The organism is Marinimicrobium sp. C6131 (genome assembly GCF_026153455.1).
Classification (GTDB): Bacteria; Pseudomonadota; Gammaproteobacteria; order Pseudomonadales; family Cellvibrionaceae; genus Marinimicrobium.
In genome coordinates, this window is record NZ_CP110629.1 from 3,080,609 (window position 1) to 3,101,115 (window position 20,507).

The following is a 20,507-nucleotide window of genomic DNA, read 5'->3' on the forward strand; positions in this document are numbered from 1 at the left end:
AAACACCACTTGTACTACCATAATACTTTTTGAGCATCAGATTTAGGTCTGCCACCATCCGCAAACGCGCTCCCACACCGGACCAAAACTCCAGAGCCGCGCTTGCCTCATTCTCGCGCACCTCAAACCCTACCCGCCGTACCAACTTGGCGCACGCTTTGTGTCGCCATGCCCGCGCTTGAGGCAACTGCCCCAGGATTATGCTGATCCACAATGATGCACCCCTCTGTTTTTCGATCCACCGATGTGCAAATGAACCAATCCTCGCTTCATTTACGGGAAATTTCCTCAATCTATTCAAACTTCGCTTCCTTGGCACAGCTTTTGAATACACCAACACGTGCACCCGACATTCAGTTGTCCCCATAGTTTGCGATCGTGAGCCAAGCCTTCTGACTGTTCCTGTCGCCCATTCAGCGACCCGGAACGATCAGTTCCGTCATCCGTGTTGTTTCACTTCTCAGGAGTCAATAATGAACACATTTTCTGACGCGCTTCGCTCTTTGCGTCGCTCATTACGCCGCCCTCTATCTTATTTATTCTGTCCGATCTCAAAACGGTTAGGCGTTGCGTTTATTGCTTTAATAAGCCACTCCACACTGGCCGTAGGACCACCAGAGAAAGCAGACCTGCGGTTTGGCTTTATCAAGCTGACCGATATGGCTCCTTTGGCCATTGCACTGGAAAAAGGGTACTTCGAGGATGAAGGTCTTTTTGTCGAGTTGGAAGCCCAGGCGAACTGGAAGGTGTTATTGGACGGTGTCATCGACGGACAGTTGGACGGTGCTCATATGCTGGCCGGCCAGCCACTGGCCGCTACCATAGGCTACGGCACCAAAGCCGATATCATCACACCTTTTTCTATGGACCTGAACGGCAATGGTATTACCGTTTCCAACCAGGTTTGGGAGGCAATAAAGCCCCACCTACCAACCGACGCGGATGGAACAATACAACACCCGATCCACGCCGATGTCCTGAAACCGGTCATTGAATCCATGGCCAAAAATGGTGAAAGCTTCAAAATGGGAATGGTGTTTCCCGTGTCCACACACAACTATGAGCTGCGCTACTGGCTCGCCGCCGGCGGTATACACCCGGGCTTCTACGCTCCCCACAAAGGTGACACGTCAGGACAGAAACAGGCCCAAGCCTTCTTGAGTGTAACGCCGCCACCCCAGATGCCTTCGACGCTTGAAGCAGGCACTATCCACGGCTACTGCGTCGGTGAACCCTGGAATCAACAGGCGGTTTTCAAAGGCATCGGTGTACCCGTCATCACGGATTACGAAATCTGGAAAAACAATCCCGAAAAAGTATTTGGGATAACCCGGGAGTTCTCCGAAAAGTACCCCAACACCACCATCCGCCTGACCAAGGCGCTGATTCGGGCGGCCAGATGGTTGGACGCGGACGACAATGCCAACCGGGAGGAAGCGTCGAAAATTCTTTCTCAGCCCTACTACGTCGGTGCCGACTATGAAGTGATTGCCAATTCCATGACCGGCACGTTCGAGTATGAGAAAGGCGATACCCGAGAGGTGCCCGACTTCAATGTATTCTTCCGCCACAACGCGACCTACCCTTATTACTCGGACGCCATCTGGTACCTCACGCAGATGCGACGCTGGGGGCAGATCAGCGAATCCAAACCAGATCAGTGGTACTTCGACGTAGCCCGGCAGGTATATCGCCCGGACATTTACGCGCAGGCGGCCCAGGCGCTTATTGCAGAGGATTATGCCGACGCCACTGAGTTCCCTGACTTCGCCAGTGAGTCCGGCTTCAAGCCCCCGCAGGATGACTTCCTGGATGGCGTTACTTACGACGGGACAAAACCGACCGACTACATCGAATCACTGGAAATCGGTCTGAAACAGAACGACACCCTGTAGTTTGGCATTTATATCTGTTGGGCGTCGCAGAGCGCCCTACCTGACCCGGAGGACGTCACCATGACTTCCACAGCCTTTCAGAAACCCAGGTGGTTTCGCTGGCCCATCAGCGGCGACCGGCTGACGAACATCGTCAGCGCCATCACCTTGCCCTTGATTGGGTTGGCACTTTTTATCGGCGTCTGGCACATCGGCGCCCAGCAGGTGAACACCTCACTGGGCACCTTTCCCGGGCCCGCTGCCGTCTTTGAGCAGTGGCAGAACCTGATCGATGAACACCAGGCGGAGAATCTTCGGGCGCAAGCGTTCTACGAACGACAGGAAAAGCGTCACGATCGGCAACTGGACAAGAACCCGAATGCACAGCTCACCTTTCGGGACTACAACCGTCGTCCGACATTTTTCGATCAGATAGTTACCAGCCTGTTTACGGTGATGACCGGTTTTCTTCTGGCTACCGCGGTGGCTATTCCATTGGGGATAGCCATCGGCCTGAGCACTACTACCTATAGGGCAATCAATCCGATCATCCAGATATTCAAACCGGTATCGCCCTTGGCATGGCTACCCCTCGTTACCATGGTGGTGAGCGCGGTTTACGTCAGCGATGACCCGATGTTTGAAAAGTCTTTTATCACCTCGGTGATTACCGTAGCGCTGTGCAGCATCTGGCCAACCCTGATCAACACCGCCGTGGGCACCGCCAGCGTTAACAGCGACCTGCTCAATGTCAGTCGGGTGCTGAGCCTGAGCTGGTTTACTCATGTAAAAGCCATTGTGCTGCCTTCTGCCATTCCCATGATGTTTACCGGGCTTCGGCTGTCACTGGGTATTGCCTGGATGGTATTGATTGCTGCGGAAATGCTCGCCCAAAACCCGGGGCTGGGAAAATTTGTCTGGGACGAATTCCAGAACGGGTCCTCCAACTCCCTCGGACGCATTTGCGTCGCAGTATTGATGATCGGGTTCATCGGCTTTTTGCTGGACCGTTTTCTGCTGCTGATTCAGAGCCGCGTCAACTGGGATAAAACAGCGATCTCTCGCTAACCAAGGAGTTTGATATGAGTCAAGTTCACCTCGAATTAACCCAGGTCGGGATCGATTTCCCCACCCCCAAGGGTCCGTTCAACGCACTCAGGGATGTAAACTTGAAAATCGATCAGGGCGAGTTTGTTTCGCTGATCGGCCACTCAGGCTGTGGTAAATCCACGGTACTCAATATTGTCGCCGGTCTGTATCAAGCCACCAGTGGTGGCGTGGTGCTCAATGGCAGGGAAGTGAACTCTCCTGGACCCGAGCGTGCGGTGGTGTTTCAGAATCACTCGCTGCTTCCCTGGCTGACGGTTTACGACAATGTCGCTCTCGCGGTCAAGCAGGTCTTCAAGGGTCAGAAGTCCAGGGCGAAAATGCGTGACTGGATAGAACACAACCTGGCACTGGTTCAGATGACCCACGCCATGCACAAGCGCCCCGGAGAAATTTCCGGCGGCATGAAACAACGGGTCGGCATTGCCAGGGCGCTGGCCATGGAGCCGCAGGTACTGCTGATGGATGAACCTTTCGGCGCGCTCGATGCACTGACCCGCGCACACCTTCAGGACTCACTGATGGACATTCAGGCCACTCTGGGCAACACGGTCATCATGATCACCCACGATGTGGATGAGGCGGTTTTACTGTCCGACCGGATTGTGATGATGACCAACGGCCCATCAGCCACCATCGGAGAAGTTCTTCCTCTCTCCCTGGAACGCCCGCGGAGCCGACTCGAGCTGGTGGACAGCCCCGAGTACAACGAATGTCGCAGTGCCGTTCTGCGTTTTCTATACGAGAAACAGAAAAAGATTGAATCCATTGACGCCAAACGAAAGGCCAAAAAAAGTTGGGCGCAAAAATTGAGAATTACCGGCTAGCTCCTCTTTAGACAAAAACACCCTGTACACAACCCATTACCCGATTACAGAACTGGAGAAACCTGCAATGCACAGAATGACTTACCCCCTGAGCGCCTCGCTCGCCCTCTGCCTGAGCGCCCCGGCCGCCGTTGCACAAAACGGTATTGTCGAAGCCCTGCAAAGCGGCGATACCCAGCTGCATCTGCGCACCCGCTTCGAGGATGTGGACCAGGACGGCGTGGAAGGCGCCAGCGCCTTTACCCAGAAAACCCGCCTGACCTATGCCTCCGGCCGCTATGAAGGCTTCAGCCTGCTGCTGGAGATGGACGACACCACCGCAATCACCGACGTCGACTACAACGACGGCACCGGTATCAATCCGGGCACTGCCGTCATCGCCGACCCGGAAGGTACGGAGATCAATCAGTCCTACCTGGCTTATCAGGCTGGCGCCACCCAGGTTAAATATGGACGCCAGCGCATTCTGCTGGATAATCAGCGCTTTGTCGGTGGCGTCGGCTGGCGCCAGAACGAGCAGACCTACGATGGCTTTTCGGTCAGCAGCAAAGCGGTGGACCAGTTCGAGCTGTTCTACGCCTATGTGCACAACGTGAACCGCATTTTTGGTGAGAGCGTGGCCGGTGGCGATCACAAGCATCAGAGCCATCTGCTCAACGGCAAATACACGGGGCTGAATGCCGGCACCCTGGTGGCCTACGCCTACCTGCTGGACAACGAGACGGCGCCGGGGCTGGCCAGTGATACCCTGGGGTTGCGCTGGCAGGGCACCCTCAACGAGACCTTCAGCTACAACCTGGAGTACGCCACCCAAAGTGAGGCGGGCGACAACCCGACCGACTATTCCGCACGCTACCTGATGGCCGAAGGGCTGGCCAAGGTGGAGGGATTCAATCTCAAACTGGGCTACGAGGTGCTGGGCTCGGATGATGGCGCCGCGGCGTTCGCCACACCCCTGGCCACGCTGCACGCCTTCCAGGGCTGGACAGACAAGTTTTTGGCAACGCCCGCCACCGGGGTAGAGGATATGTACTTCAGTGTGGGGCGACCGGTCGGGCCCGTGAACCTGACGCTGGTGTATCACGACCTGAGCGCCAATGAGGGGGATGCCGATTATGGCTCGGAACTCGGGCTGGTGGCCGGCACCAAGGTGGGTCCGGTGGGGCTGACGCTGAAGTACGCGGACTACAGCGCCGATGAGTTCGCCACCGACACCCGCAAACTGTGGTTGATGGCGGCTGCCACTTTCTAATCGATCGATTCGTCAGGCGTTATCTTCCGGGCCCAGTTCCTCATCAATCAGCCCGATCACGGTGCCCACACCGTTTTCGCGCAACCGCTCCAGGAGCTGGGCCAGGTCGTCGACTCGCTGCGGGTCAAGCAGCCCCGCCTCGTCGGGCACCAAGCGGCCTTTGTCGATCATCCGCTGTACGAAGGCCTCGCTGGCATTCAACCGCTCGGCGGCGGCCGCTTTCGTCATACCTTGTGTCACATTCACCTCATTGGTCGTTTTTCACCGGAGCACGGTCGATGAACCCCGGTTAAAGCTGTGTCATAATGCCGTTTTTTAGCGCCAAAGTCGCCCTGCATTGCCGGCGTTACCCACTTAACCCAGACCGACCCGAGAAGAGCAGCTTCATGAGCAGCAAAGGCATTCTCTACACCGTTTCCGCCCCCTCCGGTGCGGGCAAAACCAGCCTGGTCAACGCCCTGGTGAAATCCAGCCCGGAAGTCTGTGTCTCGGTGTCCCACACCACCCGCCCCATGCGTCCCGGCGAGCAGGATGGCGTAAACTACCACTTTGTGGACCACGCCCGCTTTGAAGCCATGCTCGCCGAGGGTGCTTTTCTGGAGCATGCCCAGGTGTTCAGCAACCTCTACGGCACCTCCCGTCACTGGGTGGAAGATACCCTCAACCAGGGGCTGGACGTCATCCTGGAAATCGACTGGCAGGGCGCCCGGCAGGTTCGCGAGCAGCTGCAGGACACCGTCAGCCTGTTCATTCTGCCCCCGTCGCTGGCGGCCCTGCGCCAGCGCCTGACCGGCCGCGGTCAGGACCAGCCGGAGGTCATTGAAGCCCGTATGAACGAGGCCATCAACGAAATCTCCCACTACCGGGACGCGGACTATCTGATCATCAACGATGACTTCACCACCGCACTGGCCCAGTTCCAGGCCCTGATCACCAGCCAGCACCTTAGACGCGACCGGCAGGAACAGGTTCACAAAGCCATGCTGGACGAGTTATTGGGCTGACGCACAGCGCGCAAATTGTGTACAATATCCGGTCCGATTCCCGAATTTCCCGGCGCCGGCGCCCGGACCCCTTGAAGGTCCAGGATACCGACGCCATATCAATACTGTGAGTACGAGACACTATGGCACGTATTACCGTTGAAGATTGCTTGGATCACGTCGACAACCGTTTCGAACTGGTGATGGTCAGCGCCAAGCGCGCCCGCCAGCTCGCCGTGGGCGGCAAGGATCCGCATGTTCCCGAAGAGAACGACAAGCCGACCGTGATCGCGCTGCGCGAAATCGAGGAAGGTTTTATTGACGCCAGTATCCTGCTGGAAGCCGACGAGCCCATCCGCCAGGAGGCACCCAGCGCCGAACACATTCAGGAGACTGAGGCCCAACCCGGCAACGAGTAAGCGCCTCACCATTTAGTACCGGCCGGGTCCGAGCCCGGCCTCATTTGGAGTAAGGCCTTGCAGACGATCGAAGCCTTGAGTCACAGGCTTTCATCCTACCTCGAGTACAGCCAAATCAATTTGGTGAAGCGGGCCTACTTTTACGCGGAACAAGCCCACGACGGCCAACGGCGCCGAAGCGGCGAAGCCTACATTACCCACCCCCTGGCCGTCGCCGACATCCTGGCCAGCATGCACATGGACCATCAGAGCCTGATGGCCGCCATGCTGCACGATGTGATCGAAGACACCGGCATCAGCAAAAAAGCCATCGCCAAGCAGTTTGGCGATACCGTGGCCGAGCTGGTGGATGGGGTGAGCAAGCTGACCCAGATCGAGTTTGAATCCCACGCCGAAAAGCAGGCCGAGAACTTTCAGAAAATGGCCCTGGCCATGGCCAACGATTTGCGGGTCATTCTGGTGAAACTGGCGGACCGGCTGCACAATATGCGCACCCTGGGGGCCATGCCGCCTCACAAGAAACGTCGTATCGCCAAGGAAACCCTGGAGATTTACGCGCCTATCGCCCACCGTCTGGGTATGAACGACATCCGCCTGGAGTTCGAAGACCGCGGCTTCTACGCCATGTACCCCCTGCGGGCCAGCCGGCTGCAGGCGGCCCTGAAAACCGCCCGGGGCAACCGCAAGGAACTGGTCGAGCAGATTCAGACCGCCATCGAGAAGCGGCTGGAACGGGAAGGGCTGATCGCCATGGTGATCGGCCGGGAAAAGCATCTGTACAGCATCTACGAGAAGATGCGCCAGAAAAAAAAGTACTTCAAGGAAATCATGGATGTTTACGCCTTCCGCATCATCGTGGACAGCGTGGACACCTGTTATCGGGTCCTCGGCGTCATTCACAACCTGTACAAACCCATCGCCGGAGAGTTCAAGGACTATATCGCCATCCCCAAGGCCAATGGTTACCAGTCTTTGCACACGGTACTACTGGGTATGCACGGCGTACCGATAGAGGTGCAAATCCGCACCAAGGAAATGGACGAAATGGCCAACAACGGCATCGCCGCCCATTTCCTGTACAAGAATAGCGGTGACGAGAGCATCAGCCACAGTCGCGCCCGCCAATGGGTTCAGGGCCTGCTGGAGATGCAGCGTCGGGCGGGCGACTCGCTGGAGTTCATTGAGAACGTCAAAATCGACCTGTTCCCCGACGAAGTCTACGTGTTCACCCCGAAAGGACGCATTGTCGAATTGCCCCACGGGGCCACGCCGATTGACTTCGCCTACGCGGTACACACCGACATTGGCCACAACTGCGTCGCCTGCCGGATCAACGGCCGGCTCGCGCCCCTGTCTCAGCCGCTGCAGAGTGGCCAGAAGGTCAATATCATTACCTCGCAAGGGGCCCAGCCCAACCCCAACTGGCTCAATTTTGCCGTGTCCGGCAAGGCCCGTAGCGCCATCCGCCACTTCCTCAAGCACCAGCGCCACCACCAGTCGGTCGCCTTGGGCAAGCGGCTGCTCAGCCGCTCCCTGGGGGAAGTCGGCCTCAAACTGGACCAATTGAGCGAAGAGCAGGAAAAGCAGCTGCTCACCGCCACCCAGATGAAGTCCATGGAGGACCTGCTCGAGGATATTGGCCTGGGCAACCGGGTCGCCCAGGCCGTGGCCAAGCTGCTGCAGCCGGACGCCGAGGTCAATCCCCCCAGCGGCAGCATCTACTCACCGCTGACCATCGATTCCGCCGAAGGCATGATGATCACCTTCGCCCGCTGTTGTCGCCCCATCCCGGGGGATCCGATCATCGGTCACATCAGCTCGGGTAAGGGCCTGGTGGTCCACCAGGACACCTGCCGCAACATTACCGAGCTGCGCCACAAGCCGGAGAAAATCAGCTACGTGAACTGGGCGCCCACGGTCACCGGCGAGTTCCTGGTGGACGTGCGGGTGGAAGTGGAGTCCGAGCGCGGTATCATCGCCACCCTGGCCACCCGGGTGACCGAGCAGGGCGGCTCCATCGAGCACATCAAGGTCAACGAACGGGACGCCCACAACAGCGTCATCAACCTGTGTATTGGCGTACACAACCGCATCCATCTGGCCAATATCATGCGCCGGGTGCGCAATTTGAGCTTTGTGCTGCGGATCAATCGAGCGAAGAACTGAAGCCTAGGCCCCTTCTGGCAGGCGCCAAGGGCCTGTCGGAAGGGGTTTCCGCTATTGGGTTAACCCCGCCTCTTTATGAATCCGGACAAGCTCTTCTGGCGAGAGTTTTTGTACCTCACGGTCGTAGGTTAGAATGCCATTCAGCTCTGTCTCCACATCGGACGTTTGCGTGTACACGCCCGCCGCAATTCCTTTACGTTTCAGTTCACCCAGAGTGTTGATCGAGCGGCGGTAACGCTCCTTGAACTCTGCCAGCGAGTCGGGCATATCGCCGTATGCGAACCGCGCGCCGCGCGGGGCCCATTCATGACCCGGCACCGCCCATCCATGTCCGCCAAACTCTCCGATCACCTTGATGTAGGGATCGTAAAGCGACTCATCAAACCGAAAAACCGGTTCGGGATAATGATGGGCGTCGGCCACGTGCCCGATCGGGAAAAAGTTTCCGCCACTGGCAATGTTCAGATAACGGGTCGGATCGCGTTGTAGTACGAACTCGCCAACGTCCATGGTCCGGTGTTGACCCCAACGTTCATTAAACGTGGTCCACATGACCAGGCTGGGATGGCTGTATAATGTATCCACCATCATTCCCAGTTCCCGCATGAACTGTTCATGGGCCCAGTCCGGCCAGTCAGCCTCCACGTTATGCGCGTCCACCCGGTTCTCATACGACTTGCTCGCTTCATACCAGAATGGCCATTCCGCTTTGTCACCATGGCTGTCGACGCCGCCAGACACATGATCCTGCCAGACCAACATACCCAGGCGGTCGGTGTGGTAGTAATAACGACGGTTTTCGACTTTCTTGTGCTTGCGGATCATGTTAAAGCCAGCATCCTTCAGGAACCGGATGTCTGACACCATTGCGTCATCACTCGGCGGGGTCAACAGACCGTCGGGCCACCAGCCCTGATCGAGCGTTCCCCAATGAAAAATGACGTCGCCGTTCAACGTGAAGCGCAGATTACCGGCCTTATCCGTGGTGGTCCCGAGCGTCCGGAATCCGGTGTAGGACTTCACCGAATCCACCAGGGTATCCCCCTGATACAGGTTTACCGCGACATCGTAGAGCACTGGTGAATCGGGCGACCAGAGTTCGGGGGTCTTCAGCTGCAGTGTCAGATCGGACTGCATTGATGACTTTCTGGCCACCTCCTCTCCCCTCAGGGAGACCGCCACTTCCAGCCTCTGGTTCTGCTTCGGATGACGGATATCCGAAACAACCCGGAGCGTTCCATCACTTTCCGCGACCAGCTCCAGATTCGCCACATAACTTTGCGGAACCAATTCCAGCCAGACGGTTTGCCATATACCGGAAACCGGGGTGTACCAAATACCTTCGTTGTTTCTGGTCTGCTTGCCCCGTAGCTGATATCGGTCGGCGGCATCCGTGTCATCAATCACCCGAACGGTAACGGTATTGGTGCCATTCGTCGCCGCCTCAGTGACATCAAAGCTGAACGGCAGGTTGCCGCCCCGGTGACTCCCCACAAACTGATCGTTTACCCAGACTTTACAGGCGTAATCGACGGCTTCGAAGTGCAGCAACGCTCTCTTTCCCGACAGAGAGACATCAAAATCCCGCTGGTACCAGAGCGCCTGGCCGTTGGTGATCCGCTCACCAACGCCGGAAAGCTCACTTTCGATGGCGAAGGGAACACGTATTTCTCCATTCCATTCACCGGGTTCGCCGGACGATCTTGATACAACGGCGTACTGCCAAAAACCGTTCAGATTGATCCAGTGGTCACGTCTCAGTTGGGGCCGCGGGTATTCCTGCCAAGGCTGCGCCTCAGAGATCTGCTTTCCCCAGGCTGTGATCATTGGTTCGTCTTCCGACGCGAGAGCACCCGCACTGACGAACAACCCGAAAGCCAGAAAACCGGTCATCAAGCGATGTATTCGTTTCATACTATGCACTCCTGCTTTCGGGGGCTTATTGAGGCGCTGGAATGGGCTCACCCTTGTCAACCGGCGACCCGAAATCCGGTGTGCCATCCGTATTCCACTCAAAGGGCTGCATGCTCACATCGCGGTCCCAACCCGCTCCCTTGTACTTGGCACTGTGATACACAATCCAGTGTTCACTTCCGTCAGGCGATAGCGTAAAGGACGCGTGCCCGGGGCTGATCACGTTGTCTGTTCCGGAGAAAACGGGTTCATCATGCTTGTACCAGGAATCGATACGCAGGGGGTCGTCGCTCATCAATTCCAGCAAGCCCAGACTGTAGTGATCTGTCCAGCTTCCACTGGCGGAGTACACAACAAACACCCGACCCTCGTGTTTCAGCACTTGCGGGCCTTCATTCACGTAGGGAAAATCGGGATGATCACCGCCTATCCTTTCCCATTCAAACTCCGGCTCGGAGATCAGAACCCGGTCACCGCTGATCTGCGTGGGGCCACTCATCGGGGCGATGTAAAGATTCTGTTGTACGTTTTCGTCCCCCGGCCAGCCGGACCAGATGAAGTATCGCTGATCATCGAGCTCCAGAATCGTTCCATCAATCGCCCACCTGTCCGAAGGGTCCGATATCTGCCCCTCGAAACGGTATTCGCTTAACGGGTCGGCGTTATCACTGCTTAGGACATACATTCGATGGTTGGCATTATCGCCATCGTCGGCAGCGAAGTAGATGTACCATCGATCGTCGAGAAAAAACAGCTCGGGTGCCCAGATACTTTCGGAGTAAGACTCTCCTGGTGGTGGCGTCCACACCCGAGCTCCCTCAAATTGAACCACCTCTTCAAGCCGGTCGCTATCATTGATCCAGATACTTCCCTGATGCGAGTATATGTAATAGTAATGGTTCTGGTGTCGGACCACGAAAGGGTCGTGCCCTTCAGGAGCTACCGGATTGACGATCATCCCATCCGGTACCGAAGAGGACGAGGCGCTACTTGATCTGTCTTCGCCGCCGCCACCCGATCCGGAACAGCCCACCAAGGCAAGTCCGGTGACCAACAGAAGTATTCTTATACTGATAGTATTCATACATTATCCCCAGATATCGAAAAGGCTCGTCCCTGAGCAAACCTCCACGTCAGTTGTCAGACAGGAAGGCTCTCGCCCGGTCATCCGACAGCATCTCCCACAGAGAGGGAACAACCCAGCCGGGGGCGAAGAGGTCGTTATAGAATCCCTTGCCGAAGTGCCCGTAATCCCAGTTGGTGTGCTGAACCACCTCCGGGTGGTAGCCCACCTTGGCGATGTTCACCATATGACCTTCACGCGGCAGGAGTTGGCTCTTCATTGACGATTCAATCACCGCCGCGAAATCTCTCAAACGTGGGGAATCGCGAGTATCCGAAAGCCAACGCAGTACATCCAGGTAACCGAAAATGAACACGTCCACGTGATTGTTTTCCACCGACACATTACCCCAACCGCGGGTTTTAAAGCCCACATCGCCCAACATCTGTCCTTTCGCAAAGGGCACATCCCACGTGTAGTACCAGGACATCACAAAGTAGTTGGCCTTTTCAGCCAGATCGGTATAGCGCTCCCGCTGCTCCCCTTCCGATACCAGCGCGAGATAGTAAAACGCCGTAGCGGTATAAAAGCTCGCCTCTTTGTCGACGCTGTTCGCATCCAATGTCGAGGAGAAATAATCGGCATTCTCAACAATAACATCGGCGAGGTAACTCGCCGCCTGCTGCGCGGATGTCAAATAGCGGTCGTCGTCGAAGTAACGATAGGCCATCACCAGAGAAAGGACGGCTGACGCGCTGCTTCCGCCTGACTCATCAATGATGGTCTTGTCACTGCTGAATTTCCTCGGAAAGCTGCCATCATCGCGCTGCAAAGAGACAAAGTTATCCAGAAGGGCAGTCAACCGTTCCTCCCACTCTGGATAAAATCGGCCATGATTTTTTTCATACTGAAGATACAGCAAGGCGGCGTACACACCTTCGGACTGTCGGCGGATGGAACGTTCTTCCGAACTTTCACCGTGCTCATAGTCAACGTATTCGCGAATGAATCCATTGCCGTCAAAACCGTGCTCGAGATAGGAATCGAACACCGATCTCGCGATTTCCTCCAGCTCATCGTTATCAGTAGAAACGCCATACTCCAGGGCATTGAATGCGTTAAGTAACACTCGGCCGATAAAACCCACTTCAAAAATGGGCCGCTTCTCCGCCTTGTCAGTCAGGATGTGGATGCCCGAAAACCCTTTTAGCTCATGATCACCGATATAGCTTTGAGTGTAAAACCGGGAGAGAATCTGCTTGACCTCGTCGGTCGGCAGGGTAGATTTGAGCGGTTCAGGCTTCAGGCTATCGTAGCTGTATTCCCAGGTCGACCTGACAAAGTCCGAGAAGTTGTCAGCCCGATCTTCCTTGATTTCATAACCCAAACTCAGTTTCTGCCCCTTCTCCATGGTCAGAAAGGTCAGGGACGCGGGAGCCAGGGTCAGCTTCCTCAGGTAGGTTTTTGGTGTTTCCACATAAGGGTAGCCGAACTGCAGGTAGACGCCCTGAGCGTCCCGGCCAAACCCCAGACTGCCCAGGTCGGAATGTCCGGAAAGAATCATCTCGCCCTCTCCCGGCAACGCAATCGCATCCGTTCTATGACGATCGGTCCTCAGGATTGTCAGCGTCTTTCCCCCGGAGCGATCATATACGCCCGTCAGAGGGGTGCTCAAACGATCTTCCCGAAAACTCCAGCTATCGCCTTCTCCCAACTTGGGTGAATTGTCGGAGGAGCGAACGTTCTTTTTATACCAGAGCCCCGGCATCAAGAAATCGCTCTGCTCATAGTCCATTCCGGTTTTGAGGTAGTTCTGCAGATTGAAATGTATCTGTCGTTTCGCCGCGACACTGAACAGGTAGCGATCGTCGCGCTTTCGAACCGATATATCGACGCCATCAACCTCGTCCGACATGAGGCGCCAGCGGTTTTTCCCCGATTCTTTCCAGCTGAGCGAGTAAGATTCGGCGGGATTGCCCGGCGTTTTCAGATGCAATACCGATTCGATATCCGCCCCCCAGGCAGCCGTCCCGAACAGATAGATGAATAGTATGAGTAGTCGTTTCATAAGCTGACTCACTGTCTTGGAGCAAAAAGAACGGGCTGGCAATGCCAGCCCGAACAACCTTTTAGAATTGGTACGAGGCGCCGATCGAGATGGTTCTTCCCGGGTCACGACGATCCCGTGAGCGCTCCGGGTGCCCCCAGTAGTTGTAGAACTTCTCGTCATTCAGGTTGGTACCATCCACCGTTACGGTAAAGTTGTCAGTGATGTTGTAGCCGATGCTGGCATCAACCCGTCCGGCGGAACGAACATTGCTGGTCTTGGGTTCCTGTATACCCGGCGTCGTGAATGATTCGATGTAATCACCCCGGTAGTTGTACGCCACGCGCGCAAACAGATCTCCGGTCTCGTAAATCAGCACGGCGTTACCATTGTGCTCTGCCACCTGAGCCAACTCTGTGGTGAACTCGCCCCCCTGGCCATCCGGCAAGTTGACTTCGCCGTCAATGAAGGTGTAGTTCAGCTGAACACCCAGACCATCAAACGGCTCCGGTAGCTCGGTAAAGAACTTGGTATAGGCGATTTCCGCCCCTTCCAATGTGCCATCACCGGAGCTGAAGGGTCGACTGATGTTATAACGTTGGCCGTCGATGACCTCTTCCTGGGAGAAGATGGAGATGTAACCCTTCACATCCCGATAGAACAACGCAACGGAGGCGATACCACCATCTTCCATGTAGTACTCGAGGCTCAAGTCATAGCTGATGGACTCAATGGGATCCAGGTCGGGGTTACCGCCGCTGCCACTACCCACAGGCGTACCGGGGGCCGGAGGAAAGGTGAACAGGTTCGGGTTCAGATCCGAGAATGCCGGCAGACTGATGGTTTTGGACACGGAAGAACGCAGGATTGTCTGATCATTGAAATACATATTCAGGCTGGCGTTAGGCAGAACCTCGGTCGTGGAGGTATCGTCGACAAACTCGGTACGGACGCCATCCTGCTCCCCAAACGAACTCATTGTCCGGTCCAGATTCATGGCCCGCAAACCAAGCATACCGTCGATGTCGTAGCCGAAGAGCTGATTTTCGTAGTGCGCCTGTACATAGGCCGCCAGGGTTTCTTCCTGTGCATCGAAATTGCGCAGCGGGTCCGCTTCGGGACGATCCTCTGAAATGCCGTAGACTCGGCGGATGTCGGCTTTGTTGTCCAGCATGTACTCATAATCGGCAGCGACAAACCCCGGCAAGTCCAGATAGGTGGCTCCTCCCATATCAACCGGAATCAGGTAATTGTCACCGAAGGTATCGCCGGTCAGGCCTGCGCCGTCAAACGCCGCCATGTCGCCCGCGCGGAATTCCCCCTCCCGATCGGCAAAGCGAATACCGGACTGCAGGCGGGTGAAGGCGCCGGCATTCAACTCGTGCTCCACATCCAGAGTCCACGCCAGTTCACTGCCGACCGAATCATCCCAGGGTTGAAACAGACCGCCCGATACGAAGTTGTCCGGATCTGTGGTACCACCACCGACGACATCAAAGTTGGTGTGGTTATTGACGTTGGAAACGAAATTCAGGTTGATCCCGTAGTAATGCCAGTCCTGAATGAAATTTTCGTACTGGCGGTCCGTATCGGTGTAAACCAGTTCGGATTTGAGCTTCGTATCGTCACTCAAATCCCATTTGAAGCCAGCGGCGCTTTGCGAAATGTCGACGTTGGACGTGATCGCGTGGGTACCCGCCAGAAATTGAGTCCCATTGGCGGTACCCGAGGCGACGTAGCACACCGGCTCTGTCTGGCCGATGTCAGTGCACAACTCGGGGTTGCTGTTGAGTGTTACGTTGGTCAGATCATTGCCATCAATGAAACCAATGCCAAAGATGGTGTGTTGCTGATGATCGAGCCCTGAATACAGGCTGTCGAAGTACAGCTCAAGCTCGTCGTTGGGCCGCCACTGTAGGGACATGTTGGCCTGGGCCCGCTCGCGCAATCCCTTGTCACTGACAATACCCACCGACAGCGGAATACCGACCGTCTCACCGCTGGGAGTCCGGTCAGTGGGCAGGGTTTCAGCCGTAAAGGTATTCGATTGCTGGAAATAATCGTCAATCAGAGAGACATTGAATAGCGCGCCGAATTCACCGTCGCCAGCCTCCCACCGGTTGCTGACCAAGGCACTGGCCACCTTGTCGGTATCCTCGGCATACTCATCGTCGGTAATCCGGCCGCTAACCACACCCTTGAAGCCATCAAAATCAAAGGGACGGCGCAGGCGAAGGTTGACCAGACCGGCGATTCCGCCCTCGACCTGTTCTGCACTGCGGGATTTGTAGACTTCAACCCCGGCAAGCGCTTCGGCCGGCAAGTCCTGAAAAGCGAAGCCGCGGCTCGTCGTTGAGAACATGCTGCGGCCTTCAATGGTCGTTTTCACATTGGGCAGGCCGCGCACGACCACATTATTGGTTTCGCCTGCGCCCCGGGCAACCTGGACACCGGGCACACGCTGAAGCGCATCCGATGTGGTCAGATCGGGAAATTTACCGATGTCTTCAGCCAGCACCACATCCACCACATTGGGCGATGAGCGTTTTTGCTCAAGGGCATTGATCAGGTTTGCACTATAGGTGCCCGTAACCACAATGGTTTCGAATTCCGGCGGTGCCTCGGCTTCCCCTGCGCCATCCTGGGCCAGTGCCACAAAGGGGGATGCCCCCAACAGAACGGTTGCTACGGATTTGCTCAGAATATTCTTTTTGAAGTTCATGTTACCTCCACCTCACTCGTCTTGAGCCGCGGGTAATAGCTGGGCTGTCGCGGCGCCATGTTAGATTTATTAACTGCGTGAAACATATCGAGGAACGCTACCGCTACACCGTCATGGATTCGTATGATTTATCCAATAAATGTAAACGTTATACCCGAATATACACCTAGTGAAATCGTCTGTAAATACAATTTAATGTAAACGTTATACTTAAAATGAACGCACTACCTCCTGACTATCGTTTTTATGAAAGGCCGCTCTTTAACAGCTGGTTTTTAATAACTTTTAATCCGCGTTGGCATCCTGGCCGTCACCACCAGGCGCCATAAAACGCCACCAGAATGATGACAACCGCCAGGGCCGACAGGTTGAAACCCGGCCGGGTCGAAAAGTTGATGTCCTTCAGCTCGACCGATCGTTCTGTGGCTGGAGCCTGTCCCAACAGGGATACCAGAATGGCGACCATGACGCATAACACGAAAACCACACCGACCCGGTCGATGAAAGGCAGTTCGGGCCAGAGCAGCTTCAGAGCCACACTGAAGAGCGCGGATCCCAGCGCGGCCACCAAGCCGCCGGTGGCGGTGGTGCGACCCCAGAACATCCCCAGCACGAAAAGCGTGACAATCCCCGGCGTGAAGAAGCCGGTAAATTCCTGGATATACTGGAACGCCTGATCAAACTGCCCCAGTAACGGCTGAGCGACCAGCATGGCGACCGCCAGGGCCGAAAAGCTGGCGACTCGCCCGATCAACACATAGTGGTGCTGGCTCAGGCCCGGCCGGTACTTCGCGTACAGGTCCATGGTGAAAATCGTCGAAATACTGTTGGTCATCGACGCAAGAGAAGAGACAATCGCCGCAATCAACGCGGCTATGATCAACCCCTTGAGACCCGAGGGGGCGAAGCTCAGCAACGAGGGATAGGCTTGATCCGGCCGTTCCAGGTCTGGTATCAGTACAACAGCAGCAATACCGGGCAGCACCACGATCAGAGGCATCAGCAACTTCAGAAACGCCGCGAACGCAATGCCTTTCTGCGCTTCATGAATACTTTTTGCGGCCAGGGCGCGCTGAATGATGTACTGATTAAACCCCCAGTAGGACAGGTTCATGATCCACAAACCCCCAATGAGTACCGAAAGGCCCGGCAAATCCTTGTAATGCGGATTTGACGGCGCCAGAATCATGTCAAACTTTTCGGGCAACTCCCGGGTTAGCGTGACAAACCCGGATACCACGCCGCCACCGTCACCGATCAGGGTAAGAACGGTATAGGTAAGAAACACTCCGCCGACGACCAGTAATACCACCTGTATGATGTCGGTCATGGCAACGGCTTTCAGGCCGCCGTACAGGGAGTAGGTAATGGAGAACAGCGCCAGAAATATCATTCCGTAAAGGATATCCACACCGCTGATCGTATGAATTGCAAGTGCTCCCAACCAGAGCACCGCCGTGAGATTGACGAAGATATATACACCCAGCCAGAACACGGCCATCACCGAACGGACGCGATGGTCGTACCGCTGCTCCAGGAACTGGGGCATGGTATAGATCTGTCGTTTAAGGAAGATCGGTAGGAAAAATTTGCCCACGATAATCAGCGTGAGTGCGGCCATCCACTCATAGGACGCGATGGCCAACCCGATCTGGTAGCCCGATCCGGACATGCCAATGATCTGCTCCGCCGATATATTGGCCGCAATCAGAGAGGCACCAATCGCCCACCAGGGAAGACTGTTGCCTGCCAGAAAATAGTCATTGGTATTTTTTTCGTGCCCCGCCTTTTCACGGGAAACCCACCAGGCGATGCCGATGATGGTCAGGACATAAGCGACAAATATGCTGATATCAAGAACGCTGAGCTGCATAAGAAAACCTTTTTATTATTACCGTAACCACGCGTATAAATAGGGTCAGGCGCTTTCGCTGAATGCCCCTTGTTCCGCCGTGCAGATATACAGACTTTCCCGAATGCCGGTGCGCTTGTGGTACTTATCCGACACAGCCTGCTCCACCGCGCCCACCAGCTCTCGGGGAACCAGAGCCACCACACAGCCTCCGAAGCCGCCACCGGTCATGCGCACTCCGCCGCGCACGCCAATCACCTGGGCAATAATTTCCACCAGCATATCCACCGGTTCGACGGTGATTTCAAAGTCCTCACGCATGGAGCGGTGAGACTCCGCCATCAGTCGACTGACAGCTCCATAATCCGACTCCTCAAGAGCGCGAGCCATGGCAAGCGTACGCTCGTTCTCTGAAATGACATGCCGAGCGCGTCGAAATACAGGGTCCGAAAGGTGCTCCGCGCTCGATTCGAGCTGTTCCATAGTCGCTTCCCGCAACGACGTCACGCCCAGTCGGTGCGCCGCCTCTTCGCACTGTTTACGCCGCAGGTTGTACTCACTGTCCACCAACCCCCGTTTGACGTTGGAGTTCACAATCACAATCTGATAATTCGGGTTGATCGGGTGGTACTCATAAGCCAGCGATTGACAGTCAATCAGCAAGGCGTTACCGGCTTTTCCCACAGCGGAAATCAGCTGATCCATAATGCCGCAGGAACAGCCGACAAATTCGTTTTCCGCCCTCTGTCCCATCAGTGCGGCATCCACGCCACTTAGCGGCAGATCGTACAAGCTCGCTACGGCTTTGAGCACCGCGACTTCCAAAGACGCGGATGAGCTCAATCCGGCTCCCTGCGGTACATTTCCGGTGATCGCCATGTCCAGTCCTTGAAAGTCAAAGTGTTCAGCGAGAATTTTCAGCACGCCGCGCACATAATTGCTCCAGGGTTGCGCCTGATCGAACCGAATGTCATCCAGATTGAAATGGCAGGTGCTGCCCGAGTAATCCAGCGCTATGACCGAAACGGTACGATCGTTTCGTTTGGCAATCGCCACGTCTGTACCGAAATTAATGGCCGCCGGAAAGACGAACCCCTGATTGTAATCCGTATGCTCACCAATCAGATTGACGCGTCCGGGCGCGTGCACCATGACATCAGGCACACGCTGAAAGGTGTGCTCGAAGGCCTGGGCCAACTTGCGGGAATCAATCATGTTGTTGCTCGCTCTTGTAGTGAATCGCGGAAAGGGATCGCAAACGCTCTGCGGCCTGCTCGGGTGTCAGATCGCGCTGGGCCTCTGCCAGCATTTCGTACCCCACCATGAATTTCCTTACCGTCGCTGAGCGCAATAACGGTGGAAAAAAGTGGGCATGAACACGCCACTCCGGATGATCCTGATGATCAAACGGCGCACCGTGCCAGCCCATGGAGTAGGGGAAAGACACCCGGAAAAGATTGTCGTACAGAGTGGTCAGCCGCTGTATCGCCTCGGCCAACAGGTGGTACCGATTGACGTCCAGATCGGACAGACGGGTCAGCTCGAAACGTGGCAGCAGCAGTGTTTCAAATGGCCAGGCCGCCCAGTACGGGACAACCACCAGCCAATCCTGGTTCTTGAACACGACGCGCTCGTGCTGATCAATTTCGCGTTCGACATAATCGGCCAACATGGCCCGACCCTGTGCCTGATGATAGGCGGTGAAACGTTCCAGCTTACGTGCGGCAAGGGTTGGCAACTGTTGTTGCGCCCAGATCTGTCCGTGAGGATGGGGATTCGAACAGCCCATCATGGCACCCTTGTTTTCGAACACCTGCACCCAGCGATACTCACGGCCGAGCTCCTGTGTCTGATCCCGCCAACAATCGATGACCGACGCCAGCTCCGGGATGCTCAACTCGGGCAGCGTTTTTCCATGGTCCGGGGAGAAGCAGATGACCCGGCTGCACCCCTGCTCGGACGCCATGGTAAACAGCGGATCATCCGTACTGACTTGCGGCGTGTCGGGCTTGAGTGCGGCAAAGTCGTTATCAAACACGAAGGTCGATTCATAGGGCGGATTCTGCTCGCCATTGACGCGCCGGTTGCCAGGACACAGATAACAATCCGGATCGTGAGATGGCCGAGCCTCGATATCCGGCGTTTCGGACTGTCCTTGCCAGGGCCGACGAGCCCGGTGCGGAGAGACCAATACCCAGTCACCGGTCATGGGATTCAGACGACGGTGAGGATGCTCTGTCGGATCAAATATGCTATTCATGTCCTGCCCGCTGTGTTGTTC

General features: G+C 56.1%; 15 protein-coding genes. 7 read left to right on the forward strand and 8 right to left on the reverse strand.

Features of this window, described 5'->3' with window-relative positions; translation table 11 throughout:
* Positions 1 to 473: 473 nt before the first annotated feature.
* From OOT55_RS13230 to OOT55_RS13245, 4 genes are all read left to right on the forward strand, one after another.
* Positions 474 to 1,895: a CmpA/NrtA family ABC transporter substrate-binding protein gene (locus OOT55_RS13230; protein WP_265366324.1), complete on the forward strand. Its 1,422-nt coding sequence runs from the start codon at positions 474 to 476 to the stop codon at positions 1,893 to 1,895.
* 60 nt (positions 1,896 to 1,955) lie between these two features.
* Complete coding sequence (locus OOT55_RS13235) at positions 1,956 to 2,942, forward strand: ABC transporter permease (protein WP_265366325.1); 987 nt, start codon at positions 1,956 to 1,958, stop codon at positions 2,940 to 2,942.
* Positions 2,943 to 2,956: 14 nt separating this feature from the next.
* The gene (locus tag OOT55_RS13240) at positions 2,957 to 3,808 is read left to right on the forward strand and encodes an ABC transporter ATP-binding protein (RefSeq protein ID WP_265366326.1); all 852 of its coding nucleotides are present in this window, start codon (positions 2,957 to 2,959) and stop codon (positions 3,806 to 3,808) included.
* 67 nt (positions 3,809 to 3,875) lie between these two features.
* Entirely contained in the window at positions 3,876 to 5,060 is a 1,185-nt protein-coding gene (locus OOT55_RS13245; RefSeq protein WP_265366327.1) for an alginate export family protein, read from the forward strand.
* Between the two features lie 12 nt (positions 5,061 to 5,072).
* On the opposite strand, the gene OOT55_RS13250 is transcribed toward OOT55_RS13245, so the two are convergent.
* Positions 5,073 to 5,288, reverse strand: coding sequence for a hypothetical protein (locus OOT55_RS13250; protein ID WP_265366328.1), 216 nt, complete (start codon positions 5,286 to 5,288; stop codon positions 5,073 to 5,075).
* A gap of 158 nt (positions 5,289 to 5,446) precedes the next feature.
* Here OOT55_RS13250 and gmk point away from each other — a divergent pair, with 158 nt between their 5' ends.
* The 3 genes from gmk to spoT all read left to right on the forward strand — a co-directional run bounded on the left by gmk (position 5,447) and on the right by spoT (position 8,628).
* Positions 5,447 to 6,064 (forward strand): guanylate kinase, encoded by a 618-nt coding sequence (gene gmk / locus OOT55_RS13255; RefSeq protein ID WP_265366329.1) that lies wholly within the window; start codon positions 5,447 to 5,449, stop codon positions 6,062 to 6,064.
* Between the two features lie 122 nt (positions 6,065 to 6,186).
* On the forward strand, positions 6,187 to 6,462 hold the full coding sequence (gene rpoZ / locus OOT55_RS13260; protein ID WP_265366330.1) for a DNA-directed RNA polymerase subunit omega: 276 nt from the start codon (positions 6,187 to 6,189) through the stop codon (positions 6,460 to 6,462).
* 57 nt (positions 6,463 to 6,519) lie between these two features.
* Positions 6,520 to 8,628 (forward strand): bifunctional GTP diphosphokinase/guanosine-3',5'-bis pyrophosphate 3'-pyrophosphohydrolase, encoded by a 2,109-nt coding sequence (spoT, locus tag OOT55_RS13265; RefSeq protein ID WP_265366331.1) that lies wholly within the window; start codon positions 6,520 to 6,522, stop codon positions 8,626 to 8,628.
* Positions 8,629 to 8,679: 51 nt separating this feature from the next.
* Here the strand turns inward: spoT and OOT55_RS13270 are convergent, their stop codons facing one another.
* The 7 genes from OOT55_RS13270 to OOT55_RS13300 all read right to left on the reverse strand — a co-directional run bounded on the left by OOT55_RS13270 (position 8,680) and on the right by OOT55_RS13300 (position 20,486).
* Positions 8,680 to 10,542, reverse strand: a complete 1,863-nt coding sequence (locus OOT55_RS13270; protein WP_265366332.1) for a glycoside hydrolase family 2 protein — start codon at positions 10,540 to 10,542, stop codon at positions 8,680 to 8,682.
* A gap of 25 nt (positions 10,543 to 10,567) precedes the next feature.
* Complete coding sequence (locus tag OOT55_RS13275) at positions 10,568 to 11,626, reverse strand: glycoside hydrolase family 43 protein (protein WP_265366333.1); 1,059 nt, start codon at positions 11,624 to 11,626, stop codon at positions 10,568 to 10,570.
* Between the two features lie 49 nt (positions 11,627 to 11,675).
* Complete coding sequence (locus OOT55_RS13280) at positions 11,676 to 13,673, reverse strand: hypothetical protein (RefSeq protein ID WP_265366334.1); 1,998 nt, start codon at positions 13,671 to 13,673, stop codon at positions 11,676 to 11,678.
* A 61-nt stretch (positions 13,674 to 13,734) separates the two neighbouring features.
* Complete coding sequence (locus OOT55_RS13285) at positions 13,735 to 16,374, reverse strand: TonB-dependent receptor (protein WP_265366335.1); 2,640 nt, start codon at positions 16,372 to 16,374, stop codon at positions 13,735 to 13,737.
* A 310-nt stretch (positions 16,375 to 16,684) separates the two neighbouring features.
* Entirely contained in the window at positions 16,685 to 18,247 is a 1,563-nt protein-coding gene (locus OOT55_RS13290) for a sodium/sugar symporter (RefSeq protein WP_265366336.1), read from the reverse strand.
* A gap of 45 nt (positions 18,248 to 18,292) precedes the next feature.
* On the reverse strand, positions 18,293 to 19,441 hold the full coding sequence (gene galK, locus OOT55_RS13295; RefSeq protein WP_265366337.1) for a galactokinase: 1,149 nt from the start codon (positions 19,439 to 19,441) through the stop codon (positions 18,293 to 18,295).
* Positions 19,434 to 20,486, reverse strand: coding sequence for a UDP-glucose--hexose-1-phosphate uridylyltransferase (locus OOT55_RS13300; RefSeq protein WP_265366338.1), 1,053 nt, complete (start codon positions 20,484 to 20,486; stop codon positions 19,434 to 19,436). The genes galK and OOT55_RS13300 overlap by 8 nt, the downstream gene beginning before the upstream one ends.
* Positions 20,487 to 20,507 lie beyond the last annotated feature (21 nt).

Excerpts from the sequence above, each read along its gene's own strand:
- OOT55_RS13230 (WP_265366324.1), top strand. The coding sequence starts at position 474 with ATGAACACATTTTCTGACGCGCTTCGCTCTTTGCGTCGCTCATTACGC.
- OOT55_RS13235 (WP_265366325.1), top strand. The coding sequence starts at position 1,956 with ATGACTTCCACAGCCTTTCAGAAACCCAGGTGGTTTCGCTGGCCCATC.
- OOT55_RS13240 (WP_265366326.1), top strand. The coding sequence starts at position 2,957 with ATGAGTCAAGTTCACCTCGAATTAACCCAGGTCGGGATCGATTTCCCC.
- OOT55_RS13245 (WP_265366327.1), top strand. The coding sequence starts at position 3,876 with ATGCACAGAATGACTTACCCCCTGAGCGCCTCGCTCGCCCTCTGCCTG.
- OOT55_RS13250 (WP_265366328.1), bottom strand. The coding sequence starts at position 5,288 with ATGACGAAAGCGGCCGCCGCCGAGCGGTTGAATGCCAGCGAGGCCTTC.
- gmk (WP_265366329.1), top strand. The coding sequence starts at position 5,447 with ATGAGCAGCAAAGGCATTCTCTACACCGTTTCCGCCCCCTCCGGTGCG.
- rpoZ (WP_265366330.1), top strand. The coding sequence starts at position 6,187 with ATGGCACGTATTACCGTTGAAGATTGCTTGGATCACGTCGACAACCGT.
- OOT55_RS13270 (WP_265366332.1), bottom strand. The coding sequence starts at position 10,542 with ATGAAACGAATACATCGCTTGATGACCGGTTTTCTGGCTTTCGGGTTG.
- OOT55_RS13275 (WP_265366333.1), bottom strand. The coding sequence starts at position 11,626 with ATGAATACTATCAGTATAAGAATACTTCTGTTGGTCACCGGACTTGCC.
- OOT55_RS13280 (WP_265366334.1), bottom strand. The coding sequence starts at position 13,673 with ATGAAACGACTACTCATACTATTCATCTATCTGTTCGGGACGGCTGCC.
- OOT55_RS13285 (WP_265366335.1), bottom strand. The coding sequence starts at position 16,374 with ATGAACTTCAAAAAGAATATTCTGAGCAAATCCGTAGCAACCGTTCTG.
- OOT55_RS13290 (WP_265366336.1), bottom strand. The coding sequence starts at position 18,247 with ATGCAGCTCAGCGTTCTTGATATCAGCATATTTGTCGCTTATGTCCTG.
- galK (WP_265366337.1), bottom strand. The coding sequence starts at position 19,441 with ATGATTGATTCCCGCAAGTTGGCCCAGGCCTTCGAGCACACCTTTCAG.
- OOT55_RS13300 (WP_265366338.1), bottom strand. The coding sequence starts at position 20,486 with ATGAATAGCATATTTGATCCGACAGAGCATCCTCACCGTCGTCTGAAT.